The sequence below is a fragment of the Flavobacterium cryophilum genome, assembly GCF_048286555.1.
Lineage (GTDB): Bacteria > Bacteroidota > Bacteroidia > Flavobacteriales > Flavobacteriaceae > Flavobacterium.
In genome coordinates this window covers 451,474-477,005 of record NZ_JBLVPZ010000001.1, presented here as the reverse complement: position 1 = coordinate 477,005, position 25,532 = coordinate 451,474, and the positions used below count along the sequence as shown (strand labels likewise).

22 protein-coding genes and 1 pseudogene are annotated in these 25,532 nt (G+C 35.9%); 8 read left to right on the top strand and 15 right to left on the bottom strand.

Features of this window, described 5'->3' with window-relative positions; translation table 11 throughout:
* Positions 1 to 15: 15 nt before the first annotated feature.
* Positions 16 to 822 carry a glycogen/starch synthase gene (locus ACNQGJ_RS02215; RefSeq protein ID WP_417970502.1) on the bottom strand — a complete coding sequence of 269 codons (807 nt, stop codon included), beginning with the start codon at positions 820 to 822 and terminating at the stop codon, positions 16 to 18.
* 108 nt (positions 823 to 930) lie between these two features.
* Here ACNQGJ_RS02215 and panC point away from each other — a divergent pair, with 108 nt between their 5' ends.
* The 6 genes from panC to ACNQGJ_RS02185 all read left to right on the top strand — a co-directional run bounded on the left by panC (position 931) and on the right by ACNQGJ_RS02185 (position 8,090).
* A complete protein-coding gene (gene panC / locus ACNQGJ_RS02210; RefSeq protein WP_417970504.1) occupies positions 931 to 1,779 on the top strand; it encodes a pantoate--beta-alanine ligase in 849 nt (282 codons plus the stop codon).
* A 14-nt stretch (positions 1,780 to 1,793) separates the two neighbouring features.
* The gene (gene panD / locus ACNQGJ_RS02205) at positions 1,794 to 2,144 is read left to right on the top strand and encodes an aspartate 1-decarboxylase (protein WP_417970506.1); all 351 of its coding nucleotides are present in this window, start codon (positions 1,794 to 1,796) and stop codon (positions 2,142 to 2,144) included.
* 247 nt (positions 2,145 to 2,391) lie between these two features.
* The gene (locus ACNQGJ_RS02200; protein ID WP_417970508.1) at positions 2,392 to 3,540 is read left to right on the top strand and encodes an alpha/beta hydrolase; all 1,149 of its coding nucleotides are present in this window, start codon (positions 2,392 to 2,394) and stop codon (positions 3,538 to 3,540) included.
* Positions 3,540 to 4,901: a DNA repair protein RadA gene (gene radA, locus ACNQGJ_RS02195; RefSeq protein WP_417970510.1), complete on the top strand. Its 1,362-nt coding sequence runs from the start codon at positions 3,540 to 3,542 to the stop codon at positions 4,899 to 4,901. The genes ACNQGJ_RS02200 and radA overlap by 1 nt, the downstream gene beginning before the upstream one ends.
* 587 nt (positions 4,902 to 5,488) lie before the next feature.
* Positions 5,489 to 5,899: a hypothetical protein gene (locus ACNQGJ_RS02190; RefSeq protein WP_417970512.1), complete on the top strand. Its 411-nt coding sequence runs from the start codon at positions 5,489 to 5,491 to the stop codon at positions 5,897 to 5,899.
* A 223-nt stretch (positions 5,900 to 6,122) separates the two neighbouring features.
* Positions 6,123 to 8,090 (top strand): transglycosylase domain-containing protein, encoded by a 1,968-nt coding sequence (locus ACNQGJ_RS02185; protein ID WP_417970514.1) that lies wholly within the window; start codon positions 6,123 to 6,125, stop codon positions 8,088 to 8,090.
* A gap of 50 nt (positions 8,091 to 8,140) precedes the next feature.
* Here ACNQGJ_RS02185 and ACNQGJ_RS02180 read toward each other — a convergent pair whose 3' ends face one another.
* From ACNQGJ_RS02180 to ACNQGJ_RS02170, 3 genes are all read right to left on the bottom strand, one after another.
* Positions 8,141 to 9,178 (bottom strand): aldo/keto reductase, encoded by a 1,038-nt coding sequence (locus ACNQGJ_RS02180; RefSeq protein ID WP_417970516.1) that lies wholly within the window; start codon positions 9,176 to 9,178, stop codon positions 8,141 to 8,143.
* Between the two features lie 358 nt (positions 9,179 to 9,536).
* Positions 9,537 to 10,478 (bottom strand): OmpA/MotB family protein, encoded by a 942-nt coding sequence (locus ACNQGJ_RS02175; RefSeq protein ID WP_417970518.1) that lies wholly within the window; start codon positions 10,476 to 10,478, stop codon positions 9,537 to 9,539.
* Between the two features lie 186 nt (positions 10,479 to 10,664).
* Entirely contained in the window at positions 10,665 to 11,423 is a 759-nt protein-coding gene (locus ACNQGJ_RS02170; RefSeq protein WP_417970521.1) for an exodeoxyribonuclease III, read from the bottom strand.
* A 202-nt stretch (positions 11,424 to 11,625) separates the two neighbouring features.
* Here ACNQGJ_RS02170 and ACNQGJ_RS02165 point away from each other — a divergent pair, with 202 nt between their 5' ends.
* Positions 11,626 to 13,428 carry a GNAT family N-acyltransferase gene (locus ACNQGJ_RS02165; RefSeq protein ID WP_417970523.1) on the top strand — a complete coding sequence of 601 codons (1,803 nt, stop codon included), beginning with the start codon at positions 11,626 to 11,628 and terminating at the stop codon, positions 13,426 to 13,428.
* Positions 13,429 to 13,476: 48 nt separating this feature from the next.
* On the opposite strand, the gene ACNQGJ_RS02160 is transcribed toward ACNQGJ_RS02165, so the two are convergent.
* Both ACNQGJ_RS02160 and ACNQGJ_RS02155 read right to left on the bottom strand, forming a co-directional pair.
* Positions 13,477 to 13,752, bottom strand: coding sequence for a TM2 domain-containing protein (locus ACNQGJ_RS02160; RefSeq protein WP_417970525.1), 276 nt, complete (start codon positions 13,750 to 13,752; stop codon positions 13,477 to 13,479).
* Between the two features lie 458 nt (positions 13,753 to 14,210).
* Positions 14,211 to 15,149 (bottom strand): annotated as a pseudogene (locus ACNQGJ_RS02155) (2-hydroxyacid dehydrogenase); the annotation flags it as partial.
* 144 nt (positions 15,150 to 15,293) lie between these two features.
* On the opposite strand from ACNQGJ_RS02155, the gene nhaA reads away from it, so the two are divergent.
* Positions 15,294 to 16,448, top strand: a complete 1,155-nt coding sequence (gene nhaA / locus ACNQGJ_RS02150; RefSeq protein ID WP_417970527.1) for a Na+/H+ antiporter NhaA — start codon at positions 15,294 to 15,296, stop codon at positions 16,446 to 16,448.
* Positions 16,449 to 16,589: 141 nt separating this feature from the next.
* Here the strand turns inward: nhaA and ACNQGJ_RS02145 are convergent, their stop codons facing one another.
* The 9 genes from ACNQGJ_RS02145 to ACNQGJ_RS02105 form a co-directional block, all read right to left on the bottom strand.
* Positions 16,590 to 16,970 (bottom strand): Dabb family protein, encoded by a 381-nt coding sequence (locus ACNQGJ_RS02145; protein ID WP_417970529.1) that lies wholly within the window; start codon positions 16,968 to 16,970, stop codon positions 16,590 to 16,592.
* 144 nt (positions 16,971 to 17,114) lie between these two features.
* Positions 17,115 to 17,891 (bottom strand): pyrroline-5-carboxylate reductase, encoded by a 777-nt coding sequence (gene proC, locus ACNQGJ_RS02140; protein ID WP_417970531.1) that lies wholly within the window; start codon positions 17,889 to 17,891, stop codon positions 17,115 to 17,117.
* A 239-nt stretch (positions 17,892 to 18,130) separates the two neighbouring features.
* Positions 18,131 to 19,483, bottom strand: coding sequence for a magnesium transporter (mgtE, locus tag ACNQGJ_RS02135; RefSeq protein ID WP_417970533.1), 1,353 nt, complete (start codon positions 19,481 to 19,483; stop codon positions 18,131 to 18,133).
* Positions 19,473 to 20,252: a 16S rRNA (adenine(1518)-N(6)/adenine(1519)-N(6))-dimethyltransferase RsmA gene (gene rsmA / locus ACNQGJ_RS02130; RefSeq protein WP_417970535.1), complete on the bottom strand. Its 780-nt coding sequence runs from the start codon at positions 20,250 to 20,252 to the stop codon at positions 19,473 to 19,475. The genes mgtE and rsmA overlap by 11 nt, the downstream gene beginning before the upstream one ends.
* 308 nt (positions 20,253 to 20,560) lie before the next feature.
* Positions 20,561 to 20,824: an ORF6N domain-containing protein gene (locus ACNQGJ_RS02125; RefSeq protein WP_417970537.1), complete on the bottom strand. Its 264-nt coding sequence runs from the start codon at positions 20,822 to 20,824 to the stop codon at positions 20,561 to 20,563.
* 225 nt (positions 20,825 to 21,049) lie between these two features.
* Positions 21,050 to 21,361 (bottom strand): DUF4286 family protein, encoded by a 312-nt coding sequence (locus ACNQGJ_RS02120; protein ID WP_417970539.1) that lies wholly within the window; start codon positions 21,359 to 21,361, stop codon positions 21,050 to 21,052.
* A 60-nt stretch (positions 21,362 to 21,421) separates the two neighbouring features.
* Positions 21,422 to 23,197: a tetratricopeptide repeat protein gene (locus tag ACNQGJ_RS02115; protein ID WP_417970541.1), complete on the bottom strand. Its 1,776-nt coding sequence runs from the start codon at positions 23,195 to 23,197 to the stop codon at positions 21,422 to 21,424.
* Positions 23,198 to 23,365: 168 nt separating this feature from the next.
* Positions 23,366 to 24,637, bottom strand: a complete 1,272-nt coding sequence (serS, locus tag ACNQGJ_RS02110; RefSeq protein ID WP_417970543.1) for a serine--tRNA ligase — start codon at positions 24,635 to 24,637, stop codon at positions 23,366 to 23,368.
* Positions 24,638 to 24,863: 226 nt separating this feature from the next.
* Positions 24,864 to 25,403, bottom strand: a complete 540-nt coding sequence (locus ACNQGJ_RS02105; RefSeq protein ID WP_417970545.1) for a DMP19 family protein — start codon at positions 25,401 to 25,403, stop codon at positions 24,864 to 24,866.
* Positions 25,404 to 25,532: the final 129 nt, after the last annotated feature.

The window sequence follows — 25,532 nt, the reverse complement described above, 5'->3', positions numbered from 1 at the left end:
ATAAAAAAGTTTAATTTAAAGAACCTCGTTTCTGTAGAAATTAGTATACGCTTCCGCGAATGCATCTTTCGCCGCGAAAGGTAAAAAAGGTTTTCCTGAAGATTCTATAAATTTTGTTAAACTTGGAGACAGGTTTTCTGAGGCAATAATCACCGCATCAGAATGCTTTATGGTAGCCTTAATAATGTTTTCATAGTCTGGAACCTCTAGATCCAAAATCGCCTCATCAGGAATACCGTCAAATTTCACTTTATTAATCATCTCTTTATCTAAAGTACCTTCAAAAGACTGACTGTAAACCGATGTAACAATTTTTGTCTCTGAGAACAATGCTTCATTTTTGTAAAAATGTTTCATATAAATGGGCAACATAGCGGCCATCCATCCATGAACGTGAATAATATCGGGAACCCAATTGAGTTTTTTTACGGTTTCAACCACGCCTTTTGCAAAGAAAATGGCACGTTCATCATTATCGGGATACATCACACCTTCTTCATCAGCAAATGTGGCTTTCCTTTTGAAATACTCATCATTATCAATAAAGTAAACTTGTATTCTTTCTTTTGGTATCGAAGCCACTTTAATAATTAAAGGCATATCCAAGTCGTTCACAACTAAATTCATCCCCGAAAGTCTAATTACTTCGTGCAATTGATGTCTTCTCTCGTTAATATTTCCATACCTTGGCATAAAAATTCTTATCTGTCCACCTTGATCATTGATCATTTTCGGCACGTCATAAGACATTAAAGAGACCTCATTTTCAGCGAGATAAGGCACCACCTCAGATGATACATATAATATCCTCTTATCTTTCATATTGTAATTTACTTAATTTATTGGCAATAAAAACCATGCAAAATTACAAAATTTTATGCAGTTATTAACTAAAATAGTAAGTTTGCATTTAATTTTAATAATACTGTCATGCATATTTTCTACGGAAAAGCATCTTTAATCGACTATTTGAAATCCATAAAAACCGTCCATTCCACGATTGGATTTGTTCCTACTATGGGCGCTTTACACCAAGGTCATTTGGCATTAATTCAAAAATCATTGCTGGAAAATGAAAATACTGTCGTGAGTATTTTTGTAAATCCAACACAATTTAACAATTCTGACGATTTAGCAAAATACCCACGAACATTGGAAGAAGACGTGAAAAAACTTACTGCTTTAAATCCAAATATAATTTTATACGCCCCATCTGTTGAAGACATTTATGACGGAAAACCACGTGCTCAATCTTTCGATTTTGATGGACTTGAAAATCAAATGGAAGGCAAATTCAGACCGGGACATTTTAATGGCGTAGGCACCATTGTAAAACATCTTTTTGAAATAGTAGACCCTACAAATGCTTATTTTGGTGAAAAAGATTTTCAACAATTACAGATTGTCATTAAAATGGTTGCCAAAAACAACTTAAATGTAAACGTGATAGGTTGTCCAATATATAGAGAATCGAATAATTTAGCCATGAGCTCCAGAAACGAACGTTTATCAGCGCAGGAAAGAGACGAAGCAGCAATTATTTATAAAATTCTAACCGCAGTAAAAGAAAAATTTGCAACCAATAGTAGCACCACAATTTCAGAATGGGTTCAAAAATCATTCAACAAGCACACGCGCTTCACGTTAGAATATTTTGTAATTGCTGATGAAACCACTCTTTTACCGTGTATTCGAAAAAATAAAAATAAAAAATACCGTGCGTTTATTGCGGTACATGTCAATAACATTCGATTGATTGACACCATTTCATTAAATTAATTTACTTTTGTAGCATGCAAATTCAAGTATTAAAATCAAAAATTCACCGCGTTAAAGTAACTGGCGCCGATTTAAATTACATCGGATCCATCACTATTGACGAGGCATTACTAGAAGCTTCCAATATTCTTGAGGGCGAAAAAGTCTCTATCGTAAACATCAACAACGGAGAACGTTTTGATACTTACGCGATCAAAGGCGAAAAAAATTCAGGAACCATAACACTCAACGGACCTGCTGCCAGAAAAGTGCAAAAAGACGATATCATCATCATCATTTCCTACGCAAACATGGATTTTGAAGAAGCAAAAACCTTCAAACCATGGGTTATTTTTCCGAATGAAAATGACAATTCGTTGACTTAATTTCTATTCGAAAAAAAAACAACACCTATTTTTTAGCCGCTGATTCGCTGATTTTGTATTTTAAAATCGGTGAATCAGTGGCTATTTTATTTAACGCTGTTGTACCTGACAAATAAACGCTGATTCCGCCCTTGAAATCAAAGCGCATTCTTAATAATTACTGGTTAACGTTTTCAATTAAAAGTAATAATGTTTATATTGCTTGCTTTATTTAGAGTATAATATAATTTCCAAAACGAACCAAATCATGAAAAAACTAATACTCTTATTACTCTTTTCTATTTCCGTATTTTCACAAAAAACTACAATTGCTTTCGATTCTCAAGTGCTTGGCGAAAGCCGGGAAATTACAATTGGATTACCTCCTTCTTTCGAAAAGAACCCAAATAAAAAGTACCCGATACTTGTTTTACTCGATGGCGATTACTTATTTGACCCATTTTACGGCGCTATCAACTACGGCGCTTACTGGGATGATTTGCCAGAAATGATTGTCGTTGGCATAAGCCAAAATAAAAATAACGAACGCATTGACGACAGCACTTATGATGAAGAAGATGGAGTTCCGACGGGAAAAGGCGCAAAATTCTTTGAGTTTATTGGCGCAGAACTGCTTCCGTTCATCGAAAAAAAATACCCAGTTGCACCATTCCGAATGATTGCGGGACACGACACTACGGCGGGATTTCTAAACTTTTTTCTGTATAAAGACAATCCTATATTCAATGGATATATTTCATTGAGTCCGGAACTGGCTCCTGATATGGAAAACCGCATTCCAGAAAAACTTTCAATTTTAAAACAACCTGTTTTTTATTATCAATCCAATGGGGATGGTGACATAAAAAAAATTCAAGAGTCTATAAAAAAACTAGACGAGAACATAAAACAGGTTACTAATCCCGCATTAAATTACAAGTTCGATAATTTTAAGGGCGCATCACATTATTCGCTTGTGCTGTATTCTATTCCAAATGCCTTGTACCAATTTTTTGATACCTATAAACCTATTTCATCTAATGAATACAGCGAAAAAATTACTGTACTTCAGTCCGGTTATGTGGATTATTTGATTAATAAATACGTTGGTATATCGAAAAATTTCGGCTTAAAAATACCGATTCGTGTCAACGATTTCAAAGCCATTGAAGCAGCAATTTTAAAAAATAAAGCCTATCCAGAATTGGATAAATTAGCTGAAATTGCCAATAAAAATTACCCAAAATCAATGCTAGCCGATTATGAATTGGGTTTAATGTATGAAAAAATGGGAGACCCGAAAAAAGCCGCAAAACGCTACCAAAGTGGATCCCAATTAGAGGAAATTGGCGAGCTATCAAAAAACATGATGATGGAAAAATACGACGATATGATCAGTCAAACACCAAAAAAATAATGTCAAAAGTAAAAACAACTTTTTTTTGCCAAAACTGTGGCGCACAATATGCCAAATGGCAAGGACAATGCAATTCTTGCAAAGAATGGAATACCATTGCGGAGGAAATTATACAGAAACAAGAAAAAACAGCTTGGAAAAGCGAAGCTGCTTCAAGCAGTAAAGCACCAAAACCGTTACGGATAAACGAAATTGATTCTGCTCAGGAAATCCGTATGGACACCACTGACGCTGAACTCAATCGCGTATTGGGTGGCGGAATAGTTCCTGGCTCATTAATTCTTTTGGGCGGGGAACCCGGTATTGGAAAAAGCACGCTATTGCTCCAAATCTCTTTAAAATTACCGTATAAAACCTTATATGTTTCGGGCGAAGAAAGTCAGAAGCAAATAAAAATGCGTGCCGAAAGAATCACCCCAAGCGGCGACAATTGCTATATTCTTACGGAAACCAAAACACAAAATATCTTTAAGCAAATTGAAGCCATACAACCGGAAATCGTGATTATTGATTCCATTCAAACGCTGCATACGGATTATATTGAATCCACTCCCGGAAGTATTTCTCAGATTCGGGAAACCACCGCCGAACTAATTAAATTCGCCAAAGAAACTAATATTCCCGTGATTCTGATTGGCCATATCACCAAAGACGGAAACATTGCAGGACCAAAAATCCTAGAACATATGGTGGACACGGTTTTGCAATTTGAAGGTGACCGAAATCACGTGTATCGTATTTTACGTTCGTTAAAAAACCGTTTTGGTTCCACAGCTGAAATTGGTATTTATGAAATGTTAGGCAATGGGTTGCGCGAAGTTTCTAATCCTTCGGAAATATTGATTTCACATAAAGATGAGGAATTATCCGGAACCGCTATTGCCTCCACATTAGAAGGCATGCGCCCGTTGATGATTGAAATCCAAGCCTTGGTAAGCACCGCAGTTTATGGAACACCGCAACGAAGCACGACGGGTTATAACGCCAAAAGACTCAATATGATTCTGGCCGTATTAGAGAAAAGAGCCGGTTTCAGGCTTGGCGCCAAAGACGTATTCCTGAACATAACAGGAGGAATTTCAGTGGATGATCCAGCGATCGATTTGGCTGTAGTTGCCGCTATTTTATCCTCGAATGAAGATATTGCGGTTAATAAAGATTTTTGCTTTGCTGGCGAAGTGGGACTTTCCGGTGAAATACGTCCGGTAAACCGTGTGGACCAACGCATTCAGGAAGCGGAAAAATTAGGTTTTTCAACCATTTTTGTATCCAAATACAATAAAATTACGCTAAAAAACACAGGGATTAAAATTCGATTAGTAGCCAAAATTGAAGACGTGGCAAGTGAGTTGTTTGGATAGAAAACAAATTTAAAAGAAATTTTACTCCTCAGATTTCAACTTGAAAACGACATCTGAGGTTTCCTTTGGTGGTTACTAATTAAATTTTGCAATACAAATTTCAATAAAGAATTTATCCTGAAACCTGAAAACTCGTCCACAACGATTTGAATGATCGTAAGCGCAAATTTGCAATCCGTCCATACCAGTGATCAGAAATAAAATAGTTAAAAAGTAATTCTCTAGATTTAAATAGATGCTAAAATTGACGATCACCATTGAGCCATTTGAACTATTTTTACTTTAACTTCCGCTGTACCTTCTATGATAAAAAACAAAATTGCTACACAAAATTTATCGGTAAAGTTGATGAAAATGCGCAAACTAATATTCCAAATTTATAGTGTAATCTGTTTATAATTAGTTTATTAATCTTTATATAAAAACAAACTTATAACTAAATTTTGGGATGCTTATAATTAATAATTTGTAAATTTATAATTCGGTTTTGTTCAAAAAAACTTCAAATAATGTAATTTTGATTTTGGATTTTTTAATTTTTGAAATTGTAATACTAAACCTTTTTATAACTAAAAAAAAATAGAGACATGAAAAGACAAACTGGCATCTGGATAGACACCTCAAAGGCAATTATAATTACACTTGAAGCGGGTAATAACGAAAAAATTTTCGAAATAGAATCTGATGTTGAAAACCGCGTTTACCACGATAAGGAAGGCGATAAAGGAAACTTTTCCGGAGTTCATCACGGCAACAATGAAACAAAATTCGAAAACCGAAAAAAAGAACAAATGGATTTTTTCATTAAAGAAGTTTTAGCCTACGTCAAAGGAGCAGATGAACTCTTTGTTTTTGGCCCGGCTGAAGCAAAGATTAGACTGGAACAAAAAATTCAGGACGAAAAATTATTTACCCATAAACTAAAAGCAGTTGAAACCGCCGACAAAATGACCTTAAATGAGATTGTGGCTAAAGTTAAGAAATTTTATATTTCTTAAATTTACGCCAATTGCATTTTTATATAAACCTCGCATTTCCTATCAACTTTACTAAAATATAATTCTGGGAACTACAACATCAAAAATGTTGTAGTTTTTTATGTTTAAAAGGTTAAAACATAAAAAAATGCCAATCTCCAAGAGTAAACAAGATCCATACAAGTTTTTTCTTTACTTTACGAATTAATTCACACATTGAATTCCATAAGACGACCGATTGTTTATGAGAACCAGAAAACAAAACATAATTCTTGCCTTAAATATACTTTTAGTACTATTTGTCACTTTAATTATTGTCTTTTATATATTTAGAGATGCCGTTTTACAACAAACAATGGCGAAAGTTTCTAATGAAATGAAAGTAGAATACAATAGCGATTTTACGATAAAAAAAGCTTCTTTTGAAGGATTATCAGGTCTAAATCTTACTGAAATCATTTTGGTTCCAAAAAATGCCGATACCCTTTTTAAAATACAAAAATTAAAAACCAGTGTCAATTTCTGGCATTTGATTACCGGCGACTTGCAACTTGGAACTTTAGAAATTCAAAATGGTTTTGTACAACTAATAAAAAAAGGGAAATTAACAAACTACGATGCCTTTCTAAAAAAAAACAATCAAACAGAATTACGCGATGAGAAAAGAGATTACGCCCAGTTTGCCTATAGAATCATCTCAAAAGCACTGAATTTAGTTCCGACGGATATGATTCTGGACAATCTGTCTTTTCGCCTTAATGATAACGGGAATAAAGCAACCATAAATTTCCAAAAATTGCGATTGGTCAACAAACAACTTGAAACTTCGATTAAAGTTCAAACCAATACGATTTCGCAACGATGGAGAATCAAAGGATTTGCCGATCCAAGAAATAAAAAAGCCGACATTCGTTTCGTTAATATTGACACAGGCGCAATCAAAATGCCTTATTTAGACGAGCGGTTCAACCTGAAATCAAGCTTTGATTCCATTCGTTTGAATATTCAAAACATAGAGAGAAATGGTAACGAATTGCATATTGATGGGTTTATGGCTATTGCCAATTTAAAACTCAACCACCCGAAAATTGCAAGCAAAGACGTTATTCTTAAAAACGCCAAATTTGACTATCGTTTTCTTTTGGGTCCTGATTTTATTTCCATTGACAGCAGCTCAACGGTTCAGCTGAATAAAATAAAGTTTCATCCTTACGTGGCTTATGAAACTGAAAAAGACACGATTTACAAACTCAAAGTAACCATCCCAAAAATGAAAGCGCAGGATTTCATCACGTCGCTTCCTGAAGGCTTATTTACCCACTTTAAAGGAATGGAAGCTACTGGTATTTTTGATTACAAATTGGATTTCGCATTCAACTCTAACAAACCCAATCAGCTGGTTTTTGACAGTAAATTGAAGAAAGAAAATCTAAAAATTACCAAATATGGCGAAGCCAATCTCAACAAACTCAACGGCGAATTTGTGTATCGGGCTCTTATCAAAAATGTGTTGCAACGCCCGGTTTTAGTTGGTGCGGCCAATCCAAATTATACGTCTTTAGACCAAATTTCACCCTATTTACGAAAGTCGGTTTTAACTACCGAAGATCCTTCTTTCTTTTCGCACCGTGGTTTCATCAGCGAAGCATTCAAACAATCCATCGTCAAAAACATACGAACCAAAAAATTTTCCCGTGGTGCCAGTACCATAAGCATGCAATTAGTGAAAAATGCTTTTCTGAGTAGGGAGAAAACAATATCACGTAAATTGGAAGAAATTCTATTGGTTTATATTCTGGAAAATAACCGGATTGTGAGCAAGGAACGCATGCTCGAAGTGTACTTTAACATTATCGAATGGGGTCCAAATGTATATGGAATTGGCGAAGCAAGTCAGTTTTATTTCCAAAAAACACCTTCGGAATTATCACTGAACGAATGCTTGTATCTCGCCCGAATTATTCCAAGTCCAAAAAAATTCATGTATCAGTTCAACGATCAAGGGATGTTGAAAGATTTTGCTGTAAAACAAGAATTGTTCTTAACCAATATTATGTTTCGAAGAGGACTTTTGACTCCTGAAGACACGATTTACAAATCCTTACCAATATTGATTTCAGGACCTGCAAAATCTTTTATCAAATTCAAAATACAAGATTCAACGCAAATAAAAGTGGATTCTTTGTCGGTTGATGATGAATTTGATCTGTAATGTTGAAAATAACCCTGTCCAATTTCTAAAATCAGACAGGGTTTTTTCATTTAAGGAGCCGGATCAGGAATCACTGCTTGCACTTCGTCAATCGCCTTTAAGATTTCATCTGAAAGTGATACTTGAATTGTATTAATATTTTCTTTTAATTGTTCCAATGTCGTTGCGCCAATAATCGTGCTGGTTACAAACGGTTGTTGTTCTATAAATGCCAACGACAATTCCGTCAAGGTCAATCCGTTTTTCTTGGCAATTTCCTGATACATCCGCGTGGCTTCAGTGCATTGTGGACTGCTGTATCTGGAATACTGCGGAAATAACTTGATTCTGGCATTTGGATGGTCTTCACCCGTAAGGAATTTACCGGACAAAACCCCAAAAGCCATCGGAGAATACGCCAATAAACCAACATTTTCTCTCAGGCAAATTTCAGCGGAACCGTTTTCAAAAAGTCTATTTAATAACGAATACGGATTTTGAATCGTTTTTATTCTTGGCAGATTGTTGTATTTACTTTCCTCTAAAAAACGCATAATTCCCCACGGATTTTCATTTGACAGTCCGATATGGTTTATTTTTCCTGCTTTGACAAAGCCGTCTAATGTTTCAAGTACATTGTGAATATTATCTTCCCAGGCATCGTCCTGCGCTTTAAAACCGCGTTGCCCAAAATAATTTGTCTTGCGTTCCGGCCAGTGCAATTGGTACACATCAATATAATCCGTTTGCAGGCGCAATAAACTTTGATCCAATGCATACTTAATACTGGCTGGTGAGAAATCTAATTTCTCTCTCATGTATCCAAAATTTGGATTGGGTCCCGCAATTTTGGATGTCAAAACGATATCTTCTCTTTTACCTGATTTTTTAAACCAGGTGCCAAGAATTTTCTCCGTACTACCGTAAGTCTCCTGACGTCCTGGAATTGAATACATCTCAGCCGTATCAAAAAAATTAATCCCTTTGTCAAAGGCGTAATCCATCTGGGCATGACCATCAGTTTCTGAGTTTTGTTGCCCAAAAGTCATCGTACCAAGGCAAATTTTGCTGACTTTTACATCAGTATTTGGTAATGTTGTGTATTTCATATTTAAGGAAATTGTAATTTATTTTCGATAACAAAGATAAAATTAGTTTGGCGTTAAGCTTTGGTGTTAACAGAAAATTGAGAAAAGTTTACACGAAGTTAAAAAAATTTAACCGCGGATTCGCGAATTAAAAATCCCTGAAACCAAAGATAAAATTAGTGAATTAGCGGTTGGGAAAAGGTTCTTTTTTTAACCCATTACGAAACTTAAGTTTAATTAAGAATCAAGGCTTAATTTTCATAATTCCTTAATGATTAAACTTATAAAACTGGACGTTGTTTTATAAAATATCCCGTAAAGAACAAAAAAAGGTTCAAAGCATACACTCTGAACCTTTCTATCCTTTGATGTTTGGACCTTAATTTATTTCATTCAGTAATTCGGCGATTTCGTCTAATCTCGGCGTAAGAATTATTTCGATTCTACGGTTTTTAGCTTTTCCTTCTGCAGTTGAATTACTCGCTAATGGCGAAAATTCTCCTCGTCCTGCCGCCGTTAAATTTTGTTTGTTGATTTTTTTATTTTCACTCAAAATAGCAACTATGGCTGTCGCCCTTTTGGTGGACAAATCCCAGTTATCAGCAATTGGACCTGAAGCCGTGAAAGCATCATCGTCCGTATGTCCTTCTATCAATACTGATATGTCTGGGTTGTCACCCAAAACTTTTCCTACTTCAATCACCGCTTCTTTCCCTTGAGAACCTACGGCCCAACTTCCAGAATTGAAAAGGAGTTTGTTCTCCATAGAAACATATACTTTTCCGTTTTTTTGTTCTACTGTCAACCCTTTTCCTTCAAAACTATTCAAGGCGTTAGACAGCGTCTCTTTTAATTTTCTCATGCTAGCTTCTTTGGCTGCAATCAAGTCTTCTAATTCTTGCAGACGTTGTGCGCTTTTGCTCAGTCGCTCTTGTTCTAATGCCAATGCTTTTCCTTTCTCATCTAACTGCTCCAATAAATCCCTATTTTTTTTCATATTGGTTTGCAACGCGTCACCACTGTTTTTTTCTAAAGCGACATAAGAATCCTGTAAGACATTAAATTTATTTTGAGCCGCGGCATAATCTGCTTTCAGTTTATTCAGTTCCGCTTTGGATTTGCTTAAATCAGTTTTTAACCCGTCGCGGTCTAATTCTACTTGATTTTTAGCTTTTAGCAAATCGGTATTTTCATCCGCTAAACTTCTGTTTTCTTTTTTTAAATCGGTGAACTTACTCTCTAAGTCGTTGTATATCTTTTTGGATACACAAGAGGTTGAAAGTGCCAATACTACTAATCCGATGGAAACTCTTTTAATCATTTTGTTGGTATTTATAAAATTTCTATTGTGTTGTTTTGAAAGCAAAAATGCCAATGGTATTTGAATGCCATAGCCCCGATAAAAGTGAAAATCCTTTCTAGTCCTGAACTTGTTTCAGGATCCTGAAACAAGTTCAGGACTAGAAAGATTGTAACGGATAGCGGGAAGTAGCTCCTGAAAATGTTACTAGATTTCGACCAAAATTGGACAATGATCCGAATGCACGGCATCTGATAAAATAACGGCTCTTTTTAATTTATGTTTCAAAGAATCACTAACTAAATTGTAATCGATACGCCAACCCTTGTTGTTTCCTCTTGCTCCGGCGCGGTAACTCCACCATGAATATTGGTGCGGTTCACTGTTGAAATGGCGAAAACTATCGACAAATCCAGACTTCATGAAACCGTCGAGCCAAGCTCTTTCTTGCGGTAAAAACCCGGAAATATTTTTGTTTCGGACCGGATCATGAATATCGATTGCCTCGTGACAAATGTTATAATCGCCGCAAATCATCAAATTTGGCGTTTCTTTTTTGAGTTCGTTGATGTAGTTTTGAAAATCATCCATAAAGGTGAATTTATGGTCCAATCGATCGATATTTGTCCCCGATGGCAGGTACAAACTCATCACTGAAAAATCATCAAAATCAGCCCGAAGGTTCCGTCCTTCGAAATCCATGTGGTGAATTCCGGTTCCATGAACCACATTGTTGGGTTTAATTTTAGAAAGTATAGCCACGCCGCTATATCCTTTTTTGCTTGCTGAATAATAATATTGGTACGGATAGCCCGCTTTTGCAATATCTTCAACCGGAATTTGGTCTCTGGTTGCCTTAATTTCCTGAAGACAAATAATGTCCGGATCTGCGAGTTGCAACCAATCAATAAATCCTTTTGAAATGGCTGCTCTGATTCCGTTTACGTTGTATGAAATAATTCTCATTACTTTTTTTTTTGAGTCTCTCCCGAAAAATTATTTTTACCTGCGGTTGCCAGCAATCCACTTTTTTATTTTATCGGAAAAAATTTTATTGTTTGAATGTGGATTTCAAATGTAACAAAAAACTAGAAGTTTGATTCAGAAAAATAGAGAAAATGGAGTTTTTTGCTATCTTTGTTTCTCGCTCTAAAAAAACAGAAAATACATGGGTTTAGTAACCGCCAAAGAAGTCTCACAAGCGATAAATGCAGATAAGTACGGGGTTTTGGGTACTTTTTCAGGCTGGATGCTAATGAAGGTTCTAAAAATCTCTACCTTAAATAAAGTATACGACAGAAATAAACATTTAAAAGACGTTGCGTTTTTAAACGGAATATTAAATGATCTACAAATAAAATTTGAAATTCCGGAAGAGGACTTAAAACGTTTACCAAAGGACGGTGCTTACATCACCATTTCTAACCATCCGTTGGGAGGTATTGATGGCGTTTTGTTACTGAAATTAATGCTCGAAAGAGAACCTAGTTTCAAAATTATCGCCAATTTCCTTTTGCATCGAATTGAGCCTCTCAAGAAATACATCATGCCGGTGAATCCTTTTGAAAATCACAAAGATGCCAAGTCTAGCGTGGTAGGAATAAAAGAAACATTGCGTCATTTAAGCGATGGGAAACCATTAGGAATGTTTCCTGCGGGGGAAGTTTCTTCGTATAAAGACGGGAAATTAATGGTAGATAAACCTTGGGAAGAAGGGGCTATTAAAGTAATCAGAAAAGCGCAGGTTCCCGTTGTCCCTATTTATTTTCACGCTAAAAATAGTCGATTATTTTATCTTCTTTCAAAAATAAGCAGCACTTTTAGAACGGCAAAACTACCCTCGGAAGTGTTTAGTCAAAAACATCGTGTGATAAAAGTGCGTATTGGCAAACCAATTTCAGTAAATGAACAAAATGAGCACACCACTATAGAGGAATATTCAGAGTTTTTAAGAAAGAAAACCTACATGTTGGCAAATCCTTTCGAAAAGGAAAGTCCTTTTTTACCAACACCAACTTTGAAATTGCCAAAAAGTCCCAAAAAGATTGTCACTGCGGCTAATCAAGAGAAAATGATTAAGGAAGTAGAGGCTTTACGGAGCACTGATTGTCGCCTTTTACTAAGTAAAAATTATGAAGTCTTTCTCGCCGAGGCAAAAAAAATACCCAATATTCTGCACGAAATAGGGCGGCTCCGAGAAATTACTTTCAGAGAAGTGGGCGAAGGAACTAATGAATCCATTGATTTAGACAAGCACGACCAATATTACCACCATCTTTTTTTATGGGACAGTGATGCCAATAAAATTGCGGGAGCTTATAGGATGGGACTGGGTTCTGAAATTTATCCAAAATTTGGGATAAATGGGTTCTATTTGAATGACCTCTTTCGATTTGAACCGGAATTACATGACATGATGCACAAGTCGATTGAAATGGGCAGAGCATTTATCATCAAAGAATATCAACAAAAACCTATGCCGCTTTTCTTGCTTTGGAAAGGAATTATGCACACTACTTTGCGTTTTCCCGAGCATAAATATTTGCTGGGCGGAGTAAGTATTAGCAATCAATTTTCTGATTTCTCAAAATCATTGATGATCGAATTCATGAAATCGAATTATTATGATCCTTACATTGCACAATACATCCACCCAAAGAAAGCCTACAAAGTAAAACTAAAAGATGCCGACAAAGATTTCATATTTGACGAAGCCGAATCAGATCTAAATAAGTTTGATAAAATTATTGATGAACTGGAACCAGGACATTTGCGTTTACCGGTTTTGATTAAAAAATACATTAAACAAAATGCAAAAGTAGTCGCTTTTAATGTAGACCCTCTATTTAATAACGCCGTGGACGGTTTGATGTATATCAGGATCGCTGATATTCCGGAAAGTACCATGAAACCCGTAATGGAAGAATTTCAGGCCGAACTGGAAAGAAAACTAAGTGAAAAAGAAGATTGACTGCAGATTATATAAAAATTCCCGAAAAAATCGGGAATTTTTTATGTTTTAAAACCAACCTTTTTTATTTACTTGATACGTCTGATAAAATTCTTCGTTTGATTTTGTTAAATATAGTATTCCTTCAACAATTCCGATCAATGCTCCTAAACCACATAAAAAACTGAGGAAAAATTGAATAATTCCTTCTTTTGTATATCCTAAAATAAATTTATGAATACCGAATCCTCCTAAAAGAATAGCAAGAATTCCTGCTGCAAGTTTTTTATTGTCTTTTTCAACTGGTCGCGGATTATTCCATTCTTCAATTTTTGTATTTTCCATAGCTTAATTGTTAAAAGGTTATTTTTCAGTGGTTAAAAATATAAAAATTATTGAAATGCAGCATCAATTGGTTCCCAAAGTTCTATCTTATTTCCTTCGATATCGAGAATCCATCCAAATTTTCCATACTCATAAGACTCCATATCGCCCACAATTGTTACACCTTCCTCCGATAATTTTTTTAACAAATTTTCTAAATCAGTTACTCTGAAGTTTTGCATGAATTGTTTTTCGCTTGGAGCAAAGTACGTGGTATCCATTGCAAACGGCGACCATTGCGTAGAACAATCATTCCCCTCTTTGTCTTTCCACCAAAAAGTGGAACCATAGTCATCTGTTTTTAAACCCAAATGTTTTTCATACCAAGATACCAATTCTTTGGGATTATTTGATTTAAAAAAGAAGCCGCCAATTCCCGTAACCCGTTTCTCCGCCAAGGCAACTTTAGGTTGACCAAAATACTTTGCTTTTATTTTATCAACTATTACTTGTGCCAATCGCTCGTGGCTTTCGAATGTCCAACCAGCAATATGTGGTGTCAGAATCACGTTCTTAGCTTTCAACAAATATTGAAAAGCTTCAGGTGTGTGTTTATCATTAAAAAGGGTTTCAAAGGATAATTTTTCATATTCCAAAACGTCCAGACCAGCTCCTAGAATTTTATCAGATTGCAATGCAGCAACTAAATCCGCAGTGACAATATTCTTGCCACGAGACGAGTTTATTATCCAGAAAGGCTTGGAAAATCCAGCAATAAAATCACTGTCAATCATTTTATTTGTTTCGGGAGTCCAAGGAATATGCAAACTAACAACATCCACTTTTTGCTGAAATTCTGTTAGTGAAACCTGCTTCGCATTGACATCACCTACATTTTCCTGAATATCATAACAAAGGACTTGCACATCAAAACCACGCAATTTTTTGGCGAATGATTTTCCCATGTTTCCGTAACCAATAATTCCCACTGTTTTTCCGTCAAGTTCATGACCGCGGTTGCTTTCACGGTTCCAATGTCCAGATCGTATCTCGCTATCGGCTTCATTCAATTTATTAAAAAGAGATAAAATCATTCCCAATGTATGTTCGGCAACGGCGTTTCGATTTCCTTCCGGTGCAGCGATAAGTGTAACGTTTTTGGACTTTGCATAATCGCAGTCAATGCTTTCTAAACCGGCTCCCACTCGTGCGATGAACTGCAAATTAATGGCTTTGTCTAAAAATGTTTTGTCAATTTTGAAACGGCTCCGTATAACAATTCCCTGATACTCTTGTATTTTGGCTTCAATTTCCTCTTTTGACGAGGTGAAATCACTGTGATTTATAAATCCGGATTGCTGCAATTGATCCCAAAGCAAAGCGTTATTACTGTCGATGTGAAGAATTTTGATGTTCATAAAATGTACTTTTTTAATACTTCAAAATTAATAAAAAAATTACGGTTTATTATTTTATCAAAGGAAATTAGCCTGTAAAATCGTAAATTAGCAATCTCAATTTTTATTATAATCGGAATGGTTATAATAAATGAAAAACTAAAAATGAAACTAACAAAAACCTTCAATGTTTTTTTTGAAAGCGAAAAAGCCGGTGGGCTATTATTGCTTTTCGCAACCATACTCTCTCTTTTACTAGCCAATTCACCCATTCAAAACGAGTACATTGCTTTTTGGGAAACCAGTATTGCAAATAATTCGGTGACGCATTGGATCAATGACGGCTTGATGACTATTTTCTTTCTTTTAATAGGTTTAGAATTAGAACGGGAAATATATCAAGGAGAATTATCCAGTATTAAAAAGGCGACGTTACCTCTTTTTGGAGCGTTGGGCGGAATGGCCGTCCCTGCCGGAATCTTTTTGGTGTTTAATTATGGAACTATTACACAAAATGGTGCTGGAATTCCTATGGCAACTGATATTGCTTTTGCAATTGGTATTCTGTCTCTTCTAGGAAAACGCGTACCTACATCACTCAAAATATTTTTGACTGCGCTTGCTGTCATTGATGATTTAGGCGCCATCTTGGTTATTGCCATATTTTACACAGATACGATTGCCTATATAAATTTGTTCATCGCTCTTGCTATTATGGGTGGTTTATTTATCTTGAACCGAAGACAAGTGCATAGTCTTATTCCTTATTTGATTGGTGGAGCAGCAATGTGGTATTTTATGCTAAATTCAGGTGTTCATGCAACGATAACCGGAGTATTATTAGCCTTTGTAATTCCGTTTGGTAATGGAGGCAAAAAAACGTCTTCGTATCGCTTGCAGCATTTTTTACACAAACCTGTGGCATTTTTTATACTTCCTTTATTTGCTATCGCAAATACTTGTATTGCCATAGATTCTAATTGGCATGAAGAATTGACTCACCCTAACACGATTGGAATCATACTGGGTCTCGTGGTAGGAAAGCCATTGGGAATCTGGCTATTCTCATTTATTGCTGTGAGTATAGGAATTTGCAAGTTACCTAAAGACCTAAAATGGAGCAGCATTTTTGGAGCAGGAATGCTAGGTGGAATAGGCTTTACAATGTCTATTTTTATAACATTACTTGCGTTTAAAAACGATGGCGAAGAAGTAATTACGTACTCTAAAATTGCGATTTTGATCGCTTCCTTTATTGCGGGAACGATTGGCTTTTTATGGTTGAAATTTAATTTGAAACCCGCTAAAGCAAAAAAATGATGATTTGACCAATAGATTAATTAATTTCTCTAATAAAAAAGGGTGTTTAGTTTTAAAGCTAAACACCCTTTTTTACGGAAACTCATGATTAGGATTTGGCTATTTATACGCTAAATTCATTTTACTGATCATGCCTGACCTTTATTTATTAGTCCAATAATCGAAGACCGTAACTTTATCTGGCGCTGGATTCAAAACTGACACAAACGCCTTGTGAGCCGGATGAATCAAATACGCATCTCTATCCGCTTCACTGTTGAAGGTCAGCACAAAACAATGCGTTAAACCATTATTTAAATTTTCGGGACTGTTATTAATTCCCCATTCATACGCTTTGACTAATTTGATTTTATGCTTCAAGTTCCCGAAAGCAGCAATCACTTTGTCAATTGCTGCGGCTTCTGTCCCTGGTTTCCATCCAAACATAACCACATGTTTGAGCAGCTGTTTTTGTTTGTCTTGTTGCGCATTTATCGTATAGGCTGAAATTAAAGTAAGGGTTAAAAGCAGTAGTTTTTTCATGGTGTTTTTTTTAAATATAGTATTTATTGGAGGTGTTTACACGAAAATAAAACAAGAATTTTTGAGGAATTGAAATAAAACATTTGCCTGCGGCAATGTGGGGGTCTCACCCGTATCCACGATAATGTATCGTCCTAATGCCTCTTATCCTTTAATTTGTTTCAACGAAGTTTTGATTCCTCGTATCAAGGACGAACTGAATCCGTGCATTTCCATTTCGTTTAATCCCGCAATCGTGCAGCCTTGTGGTGTAGTGACACGATCTATTAATTGTTCTGGGTGTACTTTTTCTTCCAGCAGCATTTGTGCAGCGCCTTTTACGGTTTGTGCAGAGATGGCCAAAGCGGTTTGCCAGTCAAATCCAATTTCGATTCCAGCTTGCATCGAGGCTCGAATGTACCGCAACGCAAAAGCAGTTCCACTGGCCGCCAGAACCGTTGCCGCATCCATTAATTTTTCGTCAATGATAGGAGCTGTTCCCAAACTTTGAAAAAGGGAAACTACATCTTGCGCTTTCTCCTTGTCTTTTTCATGATATGCAATACAGGTTGCCGAAGCGCCAAACTGTGCCGCAATATTGGGCATGATTCGGATCGCACTATTGGCAGCGCCAATTTTGTTTTGTAAATTTTCTATCGACAATCCGCTCACCGCCGATGCGATAATTTTATTGGAAATCACCGAAAGGATTTCGGCTAATACCGTATCTACTTGGTATGGTTTTATGGTCAAAATTATGATATCGGCTTCCTGAATCTGATGCGTATTATTCGTGGAAACGGTCGCTCCTAATTTTTCAAGATATACAATGCTTGAGGTATTTCTTCGGGTGATAGTGACTTGGTTTTCCGGCGAAAATTTTGATAATCCTAATGCAATCGAAACACCTAAGTTTCCTCCGCCAATGATGTGTACTTTCATGCTGGTTGTAGTTTTCCTCTCCCCAGCCCTTTCCAAAGGAGAGGGAGTCAATATGGGAAAGTGTAAGTTTTTATTATATCTTTTTGATTCTTTTATAAAAATTCGAATCTAATTTACTTTTAATTTCTATCGTTTCTTGTCTTATTTTTTATTCCGTTTTACTTCACAAAAAACTAAAATAACGTTTTGAAATTGTCCTACAATTTCTTTCCTCTTTGCTCTCTATTCTTGGTTCTTTCTTAAAACCCCAAAATCATTTTTGCAATTGAAAAATAAATCAAAATTCCGCAAATATCATTGCTGGTAGTGATAAACGGGCCAGTCGCTAATGCAGGGTCAATTCCAAATTTATCCAGTAATAATGGGATAAAAGTTCCAATTAACGAGGCAATTATAATTACAGACATTAATGCTATAGTCACAATAATCCCTACAATGATTTCAACATTCAATAGAAAATGACTTCCCAAGAACAATATTATAGCCAGAATCACTCCGTTTAATAAACTTAGTGACACTTCTTTGATCAATCTATTAAACAAGGATCCGCTCAATGAATTGTTTGCCAAGCCCTGCACAATAATTGCCGATGATTGCACCCCTACATTTCCCGCCATAGCAGCAATAAGTGGCGTAAAAAAGAATAAATTTCCATGTTCGAGCATGGCTCCTTCAAACAACCCCAACACTTTTACGGTGATGAATCCTCCCAAAAGTGCCAAAACCAACCAAGGCAATCGTGCTTTTGTATGTTCAAAGATGCTGTCATCCGCTTCAACGTCCTGGGAAATACCCGCCGCTAATTGATAATCCTGATCCGCTTCGTCCTTGATTACATCAACAATGTCGTCAATGGTGATTCGGCCTACTAATCGACCTAATTCATCTACTACTGGAATGGCTTCTAAATCGTATTTTTGCATGATTCGCGCCACCTCAACATCTTCAGTATCTACTTTAACCGAGTTTAGTTTCCGAATGTACACGTCACTTACCGGTGTTCTGGAAGAAGTAGTCAATAAATCTTTGAGCGACAAACGCCCTTTCAATCGGTCTTCATCATCCACCACATAAATCGAATGAACTCTGGAGATATTTTCAGCCTGAATGCGCATTTCTTTTACACAGGTGAGGACGTTCCAATTTTCATTGACTTTAACTAATTCCTTATGCATAATTCCACCTGCAGTATCTTCGTCAAAACGCAATAAGTCAACAATATCTTTGGCGTGCTCAACATCCTGAAGTTCTGATATAACTTCAGCTTTCAAATCTTTGGAAAGCTCCGCAATAATATCAGCTGCGTCATTAGTTTCCAACTCATCTAGTTCTTCCGCAATCTCTTTTGGCGAAAGCCTGCTTAATATATTCTCCCGCAAATCATCTTCTAGTTCAAGAAGAATTTCGGCTGTTTTTTCACTGTCTAAAACTTTAAAAATATAAGTCGCTTCATTAAAATCAAGCTCATCCAGAATTTCAGCAATATCAGCATGGTGCATATCATTCAACAATACTTCCAGTTGCTGGTCGTTTTTATTTTGAATGAGTACCTCTAATTCCTGAATTAATTCTTTGCTGATTTTAAATTCCATCGGCTTCTATTTTTTGGGTAAGTGCTATGAATTGTTCTACATTTAATTGTTCTGGTCGAAGGTCAAAAATTTCATCTTCTCTCAAACTATCCGACAAATTTAAGGTTTTTAAACTATTTCGTAATGTTTTGCGTCGTTGTTGGAAGGCTGTTTTCACCACTGTAAAAAACAATTTTTCGCCACAAGGCAAACTGTAATCTTTTTTTCTGCGCAAACGTAAAACTCCCGATTTTACCTTTGGCGGCGGAATAAAAACATTTTCGTCTACCGTAAATAAATATTCGGCATCATAAAAAGCCTGTACCAAAACCGATAAAATTCCATACGCTTTTGTTCCCTTTTTTTCACAAATACGTTGTGCTACTTCTTTCTGGAACATTCCTGCAAATTCCGGAATCTGATGGCGATATTCCAAAGCTCTAAAAACTATTTGAGTCGAAATATTATATGGGAAATTCCCAATAATTGCGAATTGTTTCCCTTCAAAAATTTCGTTGATGTTGTATTTTAAGAAATCTTTAGAAATGATTCGATCTTTTAATTTTGGATAATTTTCATCCAAATACGTCACTGATTCGGTATCAATTTCAATAACGTACGTGTTGACTGGCTTATCCAACAAATATTTTGTCAAAACTCCCATTCCTGGACCTATTTCCAGGACGTCATCATATCCTTCTAAATTCAGCGTGTCAGCAATGTCTTTTGCAATGCTTTCGTCTTTCAAGAAGTGCTGTCCTAGGTGTTTTTTGGCTTTTACTTTTTCCATATTGTCATTGCGAGGCACAAAGCGATCGCATTATATTGTTAGTTTTAGCTGCCACGAAGGCAGAAAGTGTATTTAATTAAAATGTAGAAAGTCATCGCAAAATTAATACTGACGACTATTTTTTATATCCTATTTTTTCTCGTTCTGGAACTATTTCTTTCTTTTCCATAAAGTTCATCTACATATTGAAAAACAAGTTCTATATTTTTTCCCTGATTTTCAATTTTCTTTTTCATTATTTCAAAATCCATGCGTAAGTCTGAATTATCGGAGAGCAATTGCCTCGTCTTTGTAAATATCCGCATTATCTAAATATTGGTTTGAATTGCTTTTTCACTATTCAAAACTCTCGATAACATTAATACTCCATGTTCTGTAAAAGCCATCGGTGCATATCGCAAACCCATGTTTTCAGAATTGGAGATCACAATTTGTGACCTCCAATTCTCAAATTCTACTTTAGATAATTCAAACATAAAATCTTCTGGAAATCTATTCAAATTTCTTCGTACAGCTTGCTTTAAAACCCTTGTTTCAACCCCGTAAAGTGTTGCCAAATCACGATCTATCATTACTTTTTGATTTCTGATAAAATAAATCTTAGTGTGTCATCTGGAATTATTGAAATTTTATCGCCCATAAAATGAAATTTTTATGTTTTTTATAATTGGAGGTCGCAAATTGCGATCTCCAATTTCATCTTTTTACAATCTGACTTGAACTCGCAATTTCCTGTTTTCAAGATTGTGGTTCAAAACGATACCCTGAGGGTGATGGTTTTGTTCCTCGCAATGACTCTAATAATCTGCAATCAATTCTAATTCTGTTCTAAAAGCAAGCATCTTATCTCCAAATAGTTTCAATCCTTCTTCACGAAAAGCTGGTGCATCTTCCTGGTAATATTTCGCCAAGGTTTCTTTACTTTCTGTGGCATATTGAACCGAATAGGTTACGCCGCCCATTTCCTCTTCGATTAAAACCCGCACCATTCTTGCCGAGGAAAATTTCCCAGTAGCCAGTATTTCAGGAATGTGCTTGTGTTGCATCCAGATCATCCATTGATCGTGAACGCTTTCATGTATGTTTGTGGTAACGTTGTATAGTATCATTTTTAACTGTTTAATCGTTGATTTGTTTAATTGGTTAATCGCATAAACAAATAATCTTTTTTATAAATTAGGATCGCCTCGCAATTGCCTGAATTTCTTCCTGGCTTCCACAAAATAAATACTGTCCTGATGATTGAACAACACTTTTTCATATAGTGGTTTCGCTTTTTCAGGCAATAATTGCTTGTTATAAATTTCTGCCGAAAAGTACAGCGCTTCATCAACGTAAATTCCGTCGCTATGCTGGTCAATAATCGTTTGGTATTGGCTTAAAGCCAAAGCAAAATCGCCTTTCTTTTCATATATTTTCCCTAATCGCAACAAGGTCACGGCCTCTATTTCCTGCCCTTTATAGTTTTTTAAAATCGATTGAAACTGAGTTACCGCTTCCTGAGTCCTGTTTTGATACAACAGATAATCTCCTTTGGCAAATTGTTTCAGTGCCGTTTGCGTCGAATCAGCTACCGTATTGTCGTTGATTAATAGAAAGTATTCCAAAGCGTCATTGGCAATCAACTGGGTATTTGCCGATTTCAATTCTGTAAATTGTTTCAAAGCCCAGGCGAAATCAGTTTTAAAATAACTGGTTTTTGCGGCTTTCAAACTGGCTTCGTGCGCCACAACATCATTTTTTAAATCCAATTCAATTTGCGAATAATAAATTAAAGCCTGATTGAATTTTTCTTCGTACAGCAAAATATCGGCCAGTTCCATTTTGGCATTAGCCGCTTCATAATCATTCAATTGCATTTCCAGCGCTCTCTTGACTATTGCCTTTCCTTCCTCAGGTTTTTTTAAATTAAATGCCGTGAAATGTGCCTGAATCAGCTGCAAAGATAAGGTAAAAGGACGTATCTCAAATTGTTTCAACAAGCCGTCTAATTCTGTGCTGATGGCAGTAAACTCGTTTTCGGATGCTTTTTCAATTTTCATGCTTATCAGATACGAATTCGCTTGAATAAGCAATTCTAAATCTTGTGTGTTTTCCAATACAAAACTCAAAATTTCTTTAGCTGCTTCTTGATTCTCGTCTTCAATTGCCAATTGCCCTAAATTTACAATATTAGCAAGCGATTCCGAATTGCGTTTATAAATGGCTTTTTCCTGAATAAATGCTTTTTCGAACTCTTTTTGTTGGACATAAAACCAACTCAAATAATGATTCCAAAAGAGATCTTGATTTTTTTGGGTTCTTAGAATTAATGCTTTGCGTAATATTTCATTGAAGTTTGCGTCACCTTGGTCAGCCATAAAACGAACCAGTTGATTTTGGATTCTAATGGAGTTTTGAGGACTGGCAAACGCTTCATCCAGAAAAGTGGAAATCATCATTTCCATATTTGACAACTGGCCGTAAAGTAGTCCTATTTGATAATTGAAATTTAAATTCGGCTCTAATTCAGTCGCGGTTTGGTAGGATTTCAGCGCGTAATCGAGTAACACTTTTTTCTCAAAAGCGCTTGATATTCCGTAAACTTCATTTGGATTTTTTCTGATTCGATCTAATGCCTGATCATAGTAAATGGTAGCTTTGGCATCATTTTTTTGCAACTGAAAATTATATCCTAATTCTACCAGAAGATTTCCTTGATTGTACTTATCAAATCGTTCTTGGATGGCTTTTTCGGCACTTTCAAACTGTTGTAATTGCTGAGAACAATCTATTATCCGTAAAAAATACTGGGAATTTAATGGAATCTCTTGCAGCAGTTCCTCATAGCTGATTTTTGCTTTTTCAAAATCGCCTTTATCATAATAATACTGCGCTAATTGTTCGTTCTGGGCGAAAGCAAATAGCGAGAAAAACAGCGTGATATGTAGAAATAATTGTTTCATTTCAAAAGTATTCAGTGTTCCGTTTTTTAGTTTTCAGCATGCGTACTCAAAAAATAAATATTTAATTCTTAACACCTAAAAAATTCACAATCAAACCTCCTTAGTTTTAAACAGTAGTGTTATAATGGCGTATTCCTATTTGATCGTTACACAACGGAACACTGACTACTAATTTATAATATCAAACCCGCAATACGGACGCAATACTTCTGGAATTACGATTCCTTCCGGCGTTTGGTAATTTTCTAAAATCCCAGCCAAAACTCTTGGCAAAGCCAATGCGCTTCCGTTTAAGGTGTGTGCCAATTGGTTTTTTCCGTCTTTGTCTTTGAAACGCAATTTCAAACGATTCGCTTGAAATGTCTCAAAATTAGAAACTGAACTGATTTCTAACCAACGGTCCTGCGCGGTAGAAAACACTTCGAAATCATAGGTCAAAGCTGCTGTGAAACCCATATCACCGCCACAAAGACGCAATATTCTATAGGGTAATTTTAGTTCTTGTAATATGCTTTTTACGTGTTCCACCATTCCATCTAACGCTTCGTATGATTTATCCGGATGCTCTACACGAACAATTTCTACTTTATCAAATTGATGCAAACGGTTCAATCCACGTACGTGCGCGCCATAAGAACCCGCTTCACGGCGGAAACATGGCGTGTAAGCGGTAGTCAAAACCGGCAATTCGTTTTCGTTTAAGATTACATCACGGAACAAATTGGTCACCGGAACCTCTGCCGTTGGAATTAAATATAAATCATCTGTTTTATCATGATACATTTGCCCTTCTTTGTCCGGCAATTGTCCCGTTCCATAAGCCGATGCTTCATTTACCATGTGCGGAACCTGAACTTCGTTGTACCCTGCAGCAGTATTTTTATCCAAGAAATAATTGATCAAAGCGCGCTGTAATCGTGCTCCTTTTCCTTTATACACCGGAAATCCTGCTCCAGTGATTTTTACTCCAAGCTCAAAATCGATGATGTCGTATTTTTTTACCAATTCCCAATGGGGTTGTGCGCCTTCATGCAAAACCGGAATCTCTCCTTCTTCAAAAACATTTAGATTTTCCTCCGGCGTTTTTCCAACGGGAACAATATCAGCAGGAAGATTGGGTAACGTATATAATTTTTCTAAAAGTTCTCCGGCAAGTACATCAGCAGTCTCTGCTAATTTCTTGCTTTTTTCTTTTAATAAAACTGTTTTTTCTTTCAAGATTGCGGCTTTCGATTTCTCTCCAGCTTTCATCAATTCGCCAATATCTTTGGATAATTTATTAGATTCGGATAAAATTCCGTCTAGCTCCACTTGCGTAGCGCGACGTTTTTCATCCAGTTGTACCACTTCATCAACAACACTTGTAGCATCGATGTTTCTCTTTGCCAAAGCGGTGATTACTTTTTCTTGATTCTCTCTAATAAATGCGATTTGTAACATAGCTTGATTTTTATAACGCTAACATATATAATAATGGAAGCAAATTTAAGAAAATGTTTGATAAGATAGGGACAAAAAAATAGTCAATAGTCGAAAGTCATAAAGTCATAAAGTCAAGCGCTAGGAAACAACCTTATTTAGGCACCCTTTATTTAATGTTAAAAAGACAATTGAGTGCAATACAAAACACCTTTAAGACTTTATGACTTGCGACTTTTGACTTAGTTTACGCTCTTTTAATCTCATGTCCCACGAATTCTTCTAAGGCGGCAAACATGTCATCTACAGAAAGGACTTCGAAATCGGGATGTGTTTTTAAAAAATCAGCATTCAAGGTAACCAAGTTTTCTTCAATTTCGAAAAAAGTGTCGTTGTTAAGTAAATCTCGAATAGGATTTACACCTTCCAGTTTCCCCTTCAGGAATTTATTCAGTTTGACGCTACTCATCAATTTCACTTTTTTGGATTGCTGTTGAAACAATTCCAAATGTTTTTCGGCGCCAATCAAAGCCAAACCTTCTTCTATCAATTCGTTTAGTTCTTTGTCCCAACCCGAATTGTATACAAATTGAGCAAAATTTCCTTCGGTATATTGTGAGGCATAATAATCTAAATAATAACTCATTACAGCGTCTTCATGAATCAAATCATCGTTCACACCTTCCTCTCGCATTAAATTGATTACCGAAATATTAGAGTGAATTACATCTTGGAGGTTCTCACTATTAAAGGCAGTTTCTGAAATAATTATTCTACCGAATTCCATAGGTTTTGTGTTTGAATATTTGCTGTAAATTTCGGGTAAATTATTACAGAAAAGAAATTTTATATTCCCTTTGTCAAAGACAATACTTCTAAGTAAAAATGATTTTTGCTGTAATTACGGTTTGTGAAA

Excerpts from the sequence above, each read along its gene's own strand:
- rsmA (WP_417970535.1), bottom strand. The coding sequence starts at position 20,252 with ATGGAAAAAGTAAAAGCCAAAAAACACCTAGGACAGCACTTCTTGAAA.
- ACNQGJ_RS02190 (WP_417970512.1), top strand. The coding sequence starts at position 5,489 with ATGAAAAGACAAACTGGCATCTGGATAGACACCTCAAAGGCAATTATA.
- ACNQGJ_RS02175 (WP_417970518.1), bottom strand. The coding sequence starts at position 10,478 with ATGATTAAAAGAGTTTCCATCGGATTAGTAGTATTGGCACTTTCAACC.
- nhaA (WP_417970527.1), top strand. The coding sequence starts at position 15,294 with ATGAAACTAACAAAAACCTTCAATGTTTTTTTTGAAAGCGAAAAAGCC.
- serS (WP_417970543.1), bottom strand. The coding sequence starts at position 24,637 with ATGTTACAAATCGCATTTATTAGAGAGAATCAAGAAAAAGTAATCACC.
- ACNQGJ_RS02215 (WP_417970502.1), bottom strand. The coding sequence starts at position 822 with ATGAAAGATAAGAGGATATTATATGTATCATCTGAGGTGGTGCCTTAT.
- ACNQGJ_RS02170 (WP_417970521.1), bottom strand. The coding sequence starts at position 11,423 with ATGAGAATTATTTCATACAACGTAAACGGAATCAGAGCAGCCATTTCA.
- radA (WP_417970510.1), top strand. The coding sequence starts at position 3,540 with ATGTCAAAAGTAAAAACAACTTTTTTTTGCCAAAACTGTGGCGCACAA.
- ACNQGJ_RS02165 (WP_417970523.1), top strand. The coding sequence starts at position 11,626 with ATGGGTTTAGTAACCGCCAAAGAAGTCTCACAAGCGATAAATGCAGAT.
- panC (WP_417970504.1), top strand. The coding sequence starts at position 931 with ATGCATATTTTCTACGGAAAAGCATCTTTAATCGACTATTTGAAATCC.
- ACNQGJ_RS02105 (WP_417970545.1), bottom strand. The coding sequence starts at position 25,403 with ATGGAATTCGGTAGAATAATTATTTCAGAAACTGCCTTTAATAGTGAG.
- ACNQGJ_RS02125 (WP_417970537.1), bottom strand. The coding sequence starts at position 20,824 with ATGATAGATCGTGATTTGGCAACACTTTACGGGGTTGAAACAAGGGTT.
- ACNQGJ_RS02185 (WP_417970514.1), top strand. The coding sequence starts at position 6,123 with ATGAGAACCAGAAAACAAAACATAATTCTTGCCTTAAATATACTTTTA.
- ACNQGJ_RS02200 (WP_417970508.1), top strand. The coding sequence starts at position 2,392 with ATGAAAAAACTAATACTCTTATTACTCTTTTCTATTTCCGTATTTTCA.
- ACNQGJ_RS02180 (WP_417970516.1), bottom strand. The coding sequence starts at position 9,178 with ATGAAATACACAACATTACCAAATACTGATGTAAAAGTCAGCAAAATT.
- ACNQGJ_RS02120 (WP_417970539.1), bottom strand. The coding sequence starts at position 21,361 with ATGATACTATACAACGTTACCACAAACATACATGAAAGCGTTCACGAT.
- ACNQGJ_RS02160 (WP_417970525.1), bottom strand. The coding sequence starts at position 13,752 with ATGGAAAATACAAAAATTGAAGAATGGAATAATCCGCGACCAGTTGAA.
- ACNQGJ_RS02115 (WP_417970541.1), bottom strand. The coding sequence starts at position 23,197 with ATGAAACAATTATTTCTACATATCACGCTGTTTTTCTCGCTATTTGCT.
- proC (WP_417970531.1), bottom strand. The coding sequence starts at position 17,891 with ATGAAAGTACACATCATTGGCGGAGGAAACTTAGGTGTTTCGATTGCA.
- panD (WP_417970506.1), top strand. The coding sequence starts at position 1,794 with ATGCAAATTCAAGTATTAAAATCAAAAATTCACCGCGTTAAAGTAACT.
- mgtE (WP_417970533.1), bottom strand. The coding sequence starts at position 19,483 with ATGGAATTTAAAATCAGCAAAGAATTAATTCAGGAATTAGAGGTACTC.
- ACNQGJ_RS02145 (WP_417970529.1), bottom strand. The coding sequence starts at position 16,970 with ATGAAAAAACTACTGCTTTTAACCCTTACTTTAATTTCAGCCTATACG.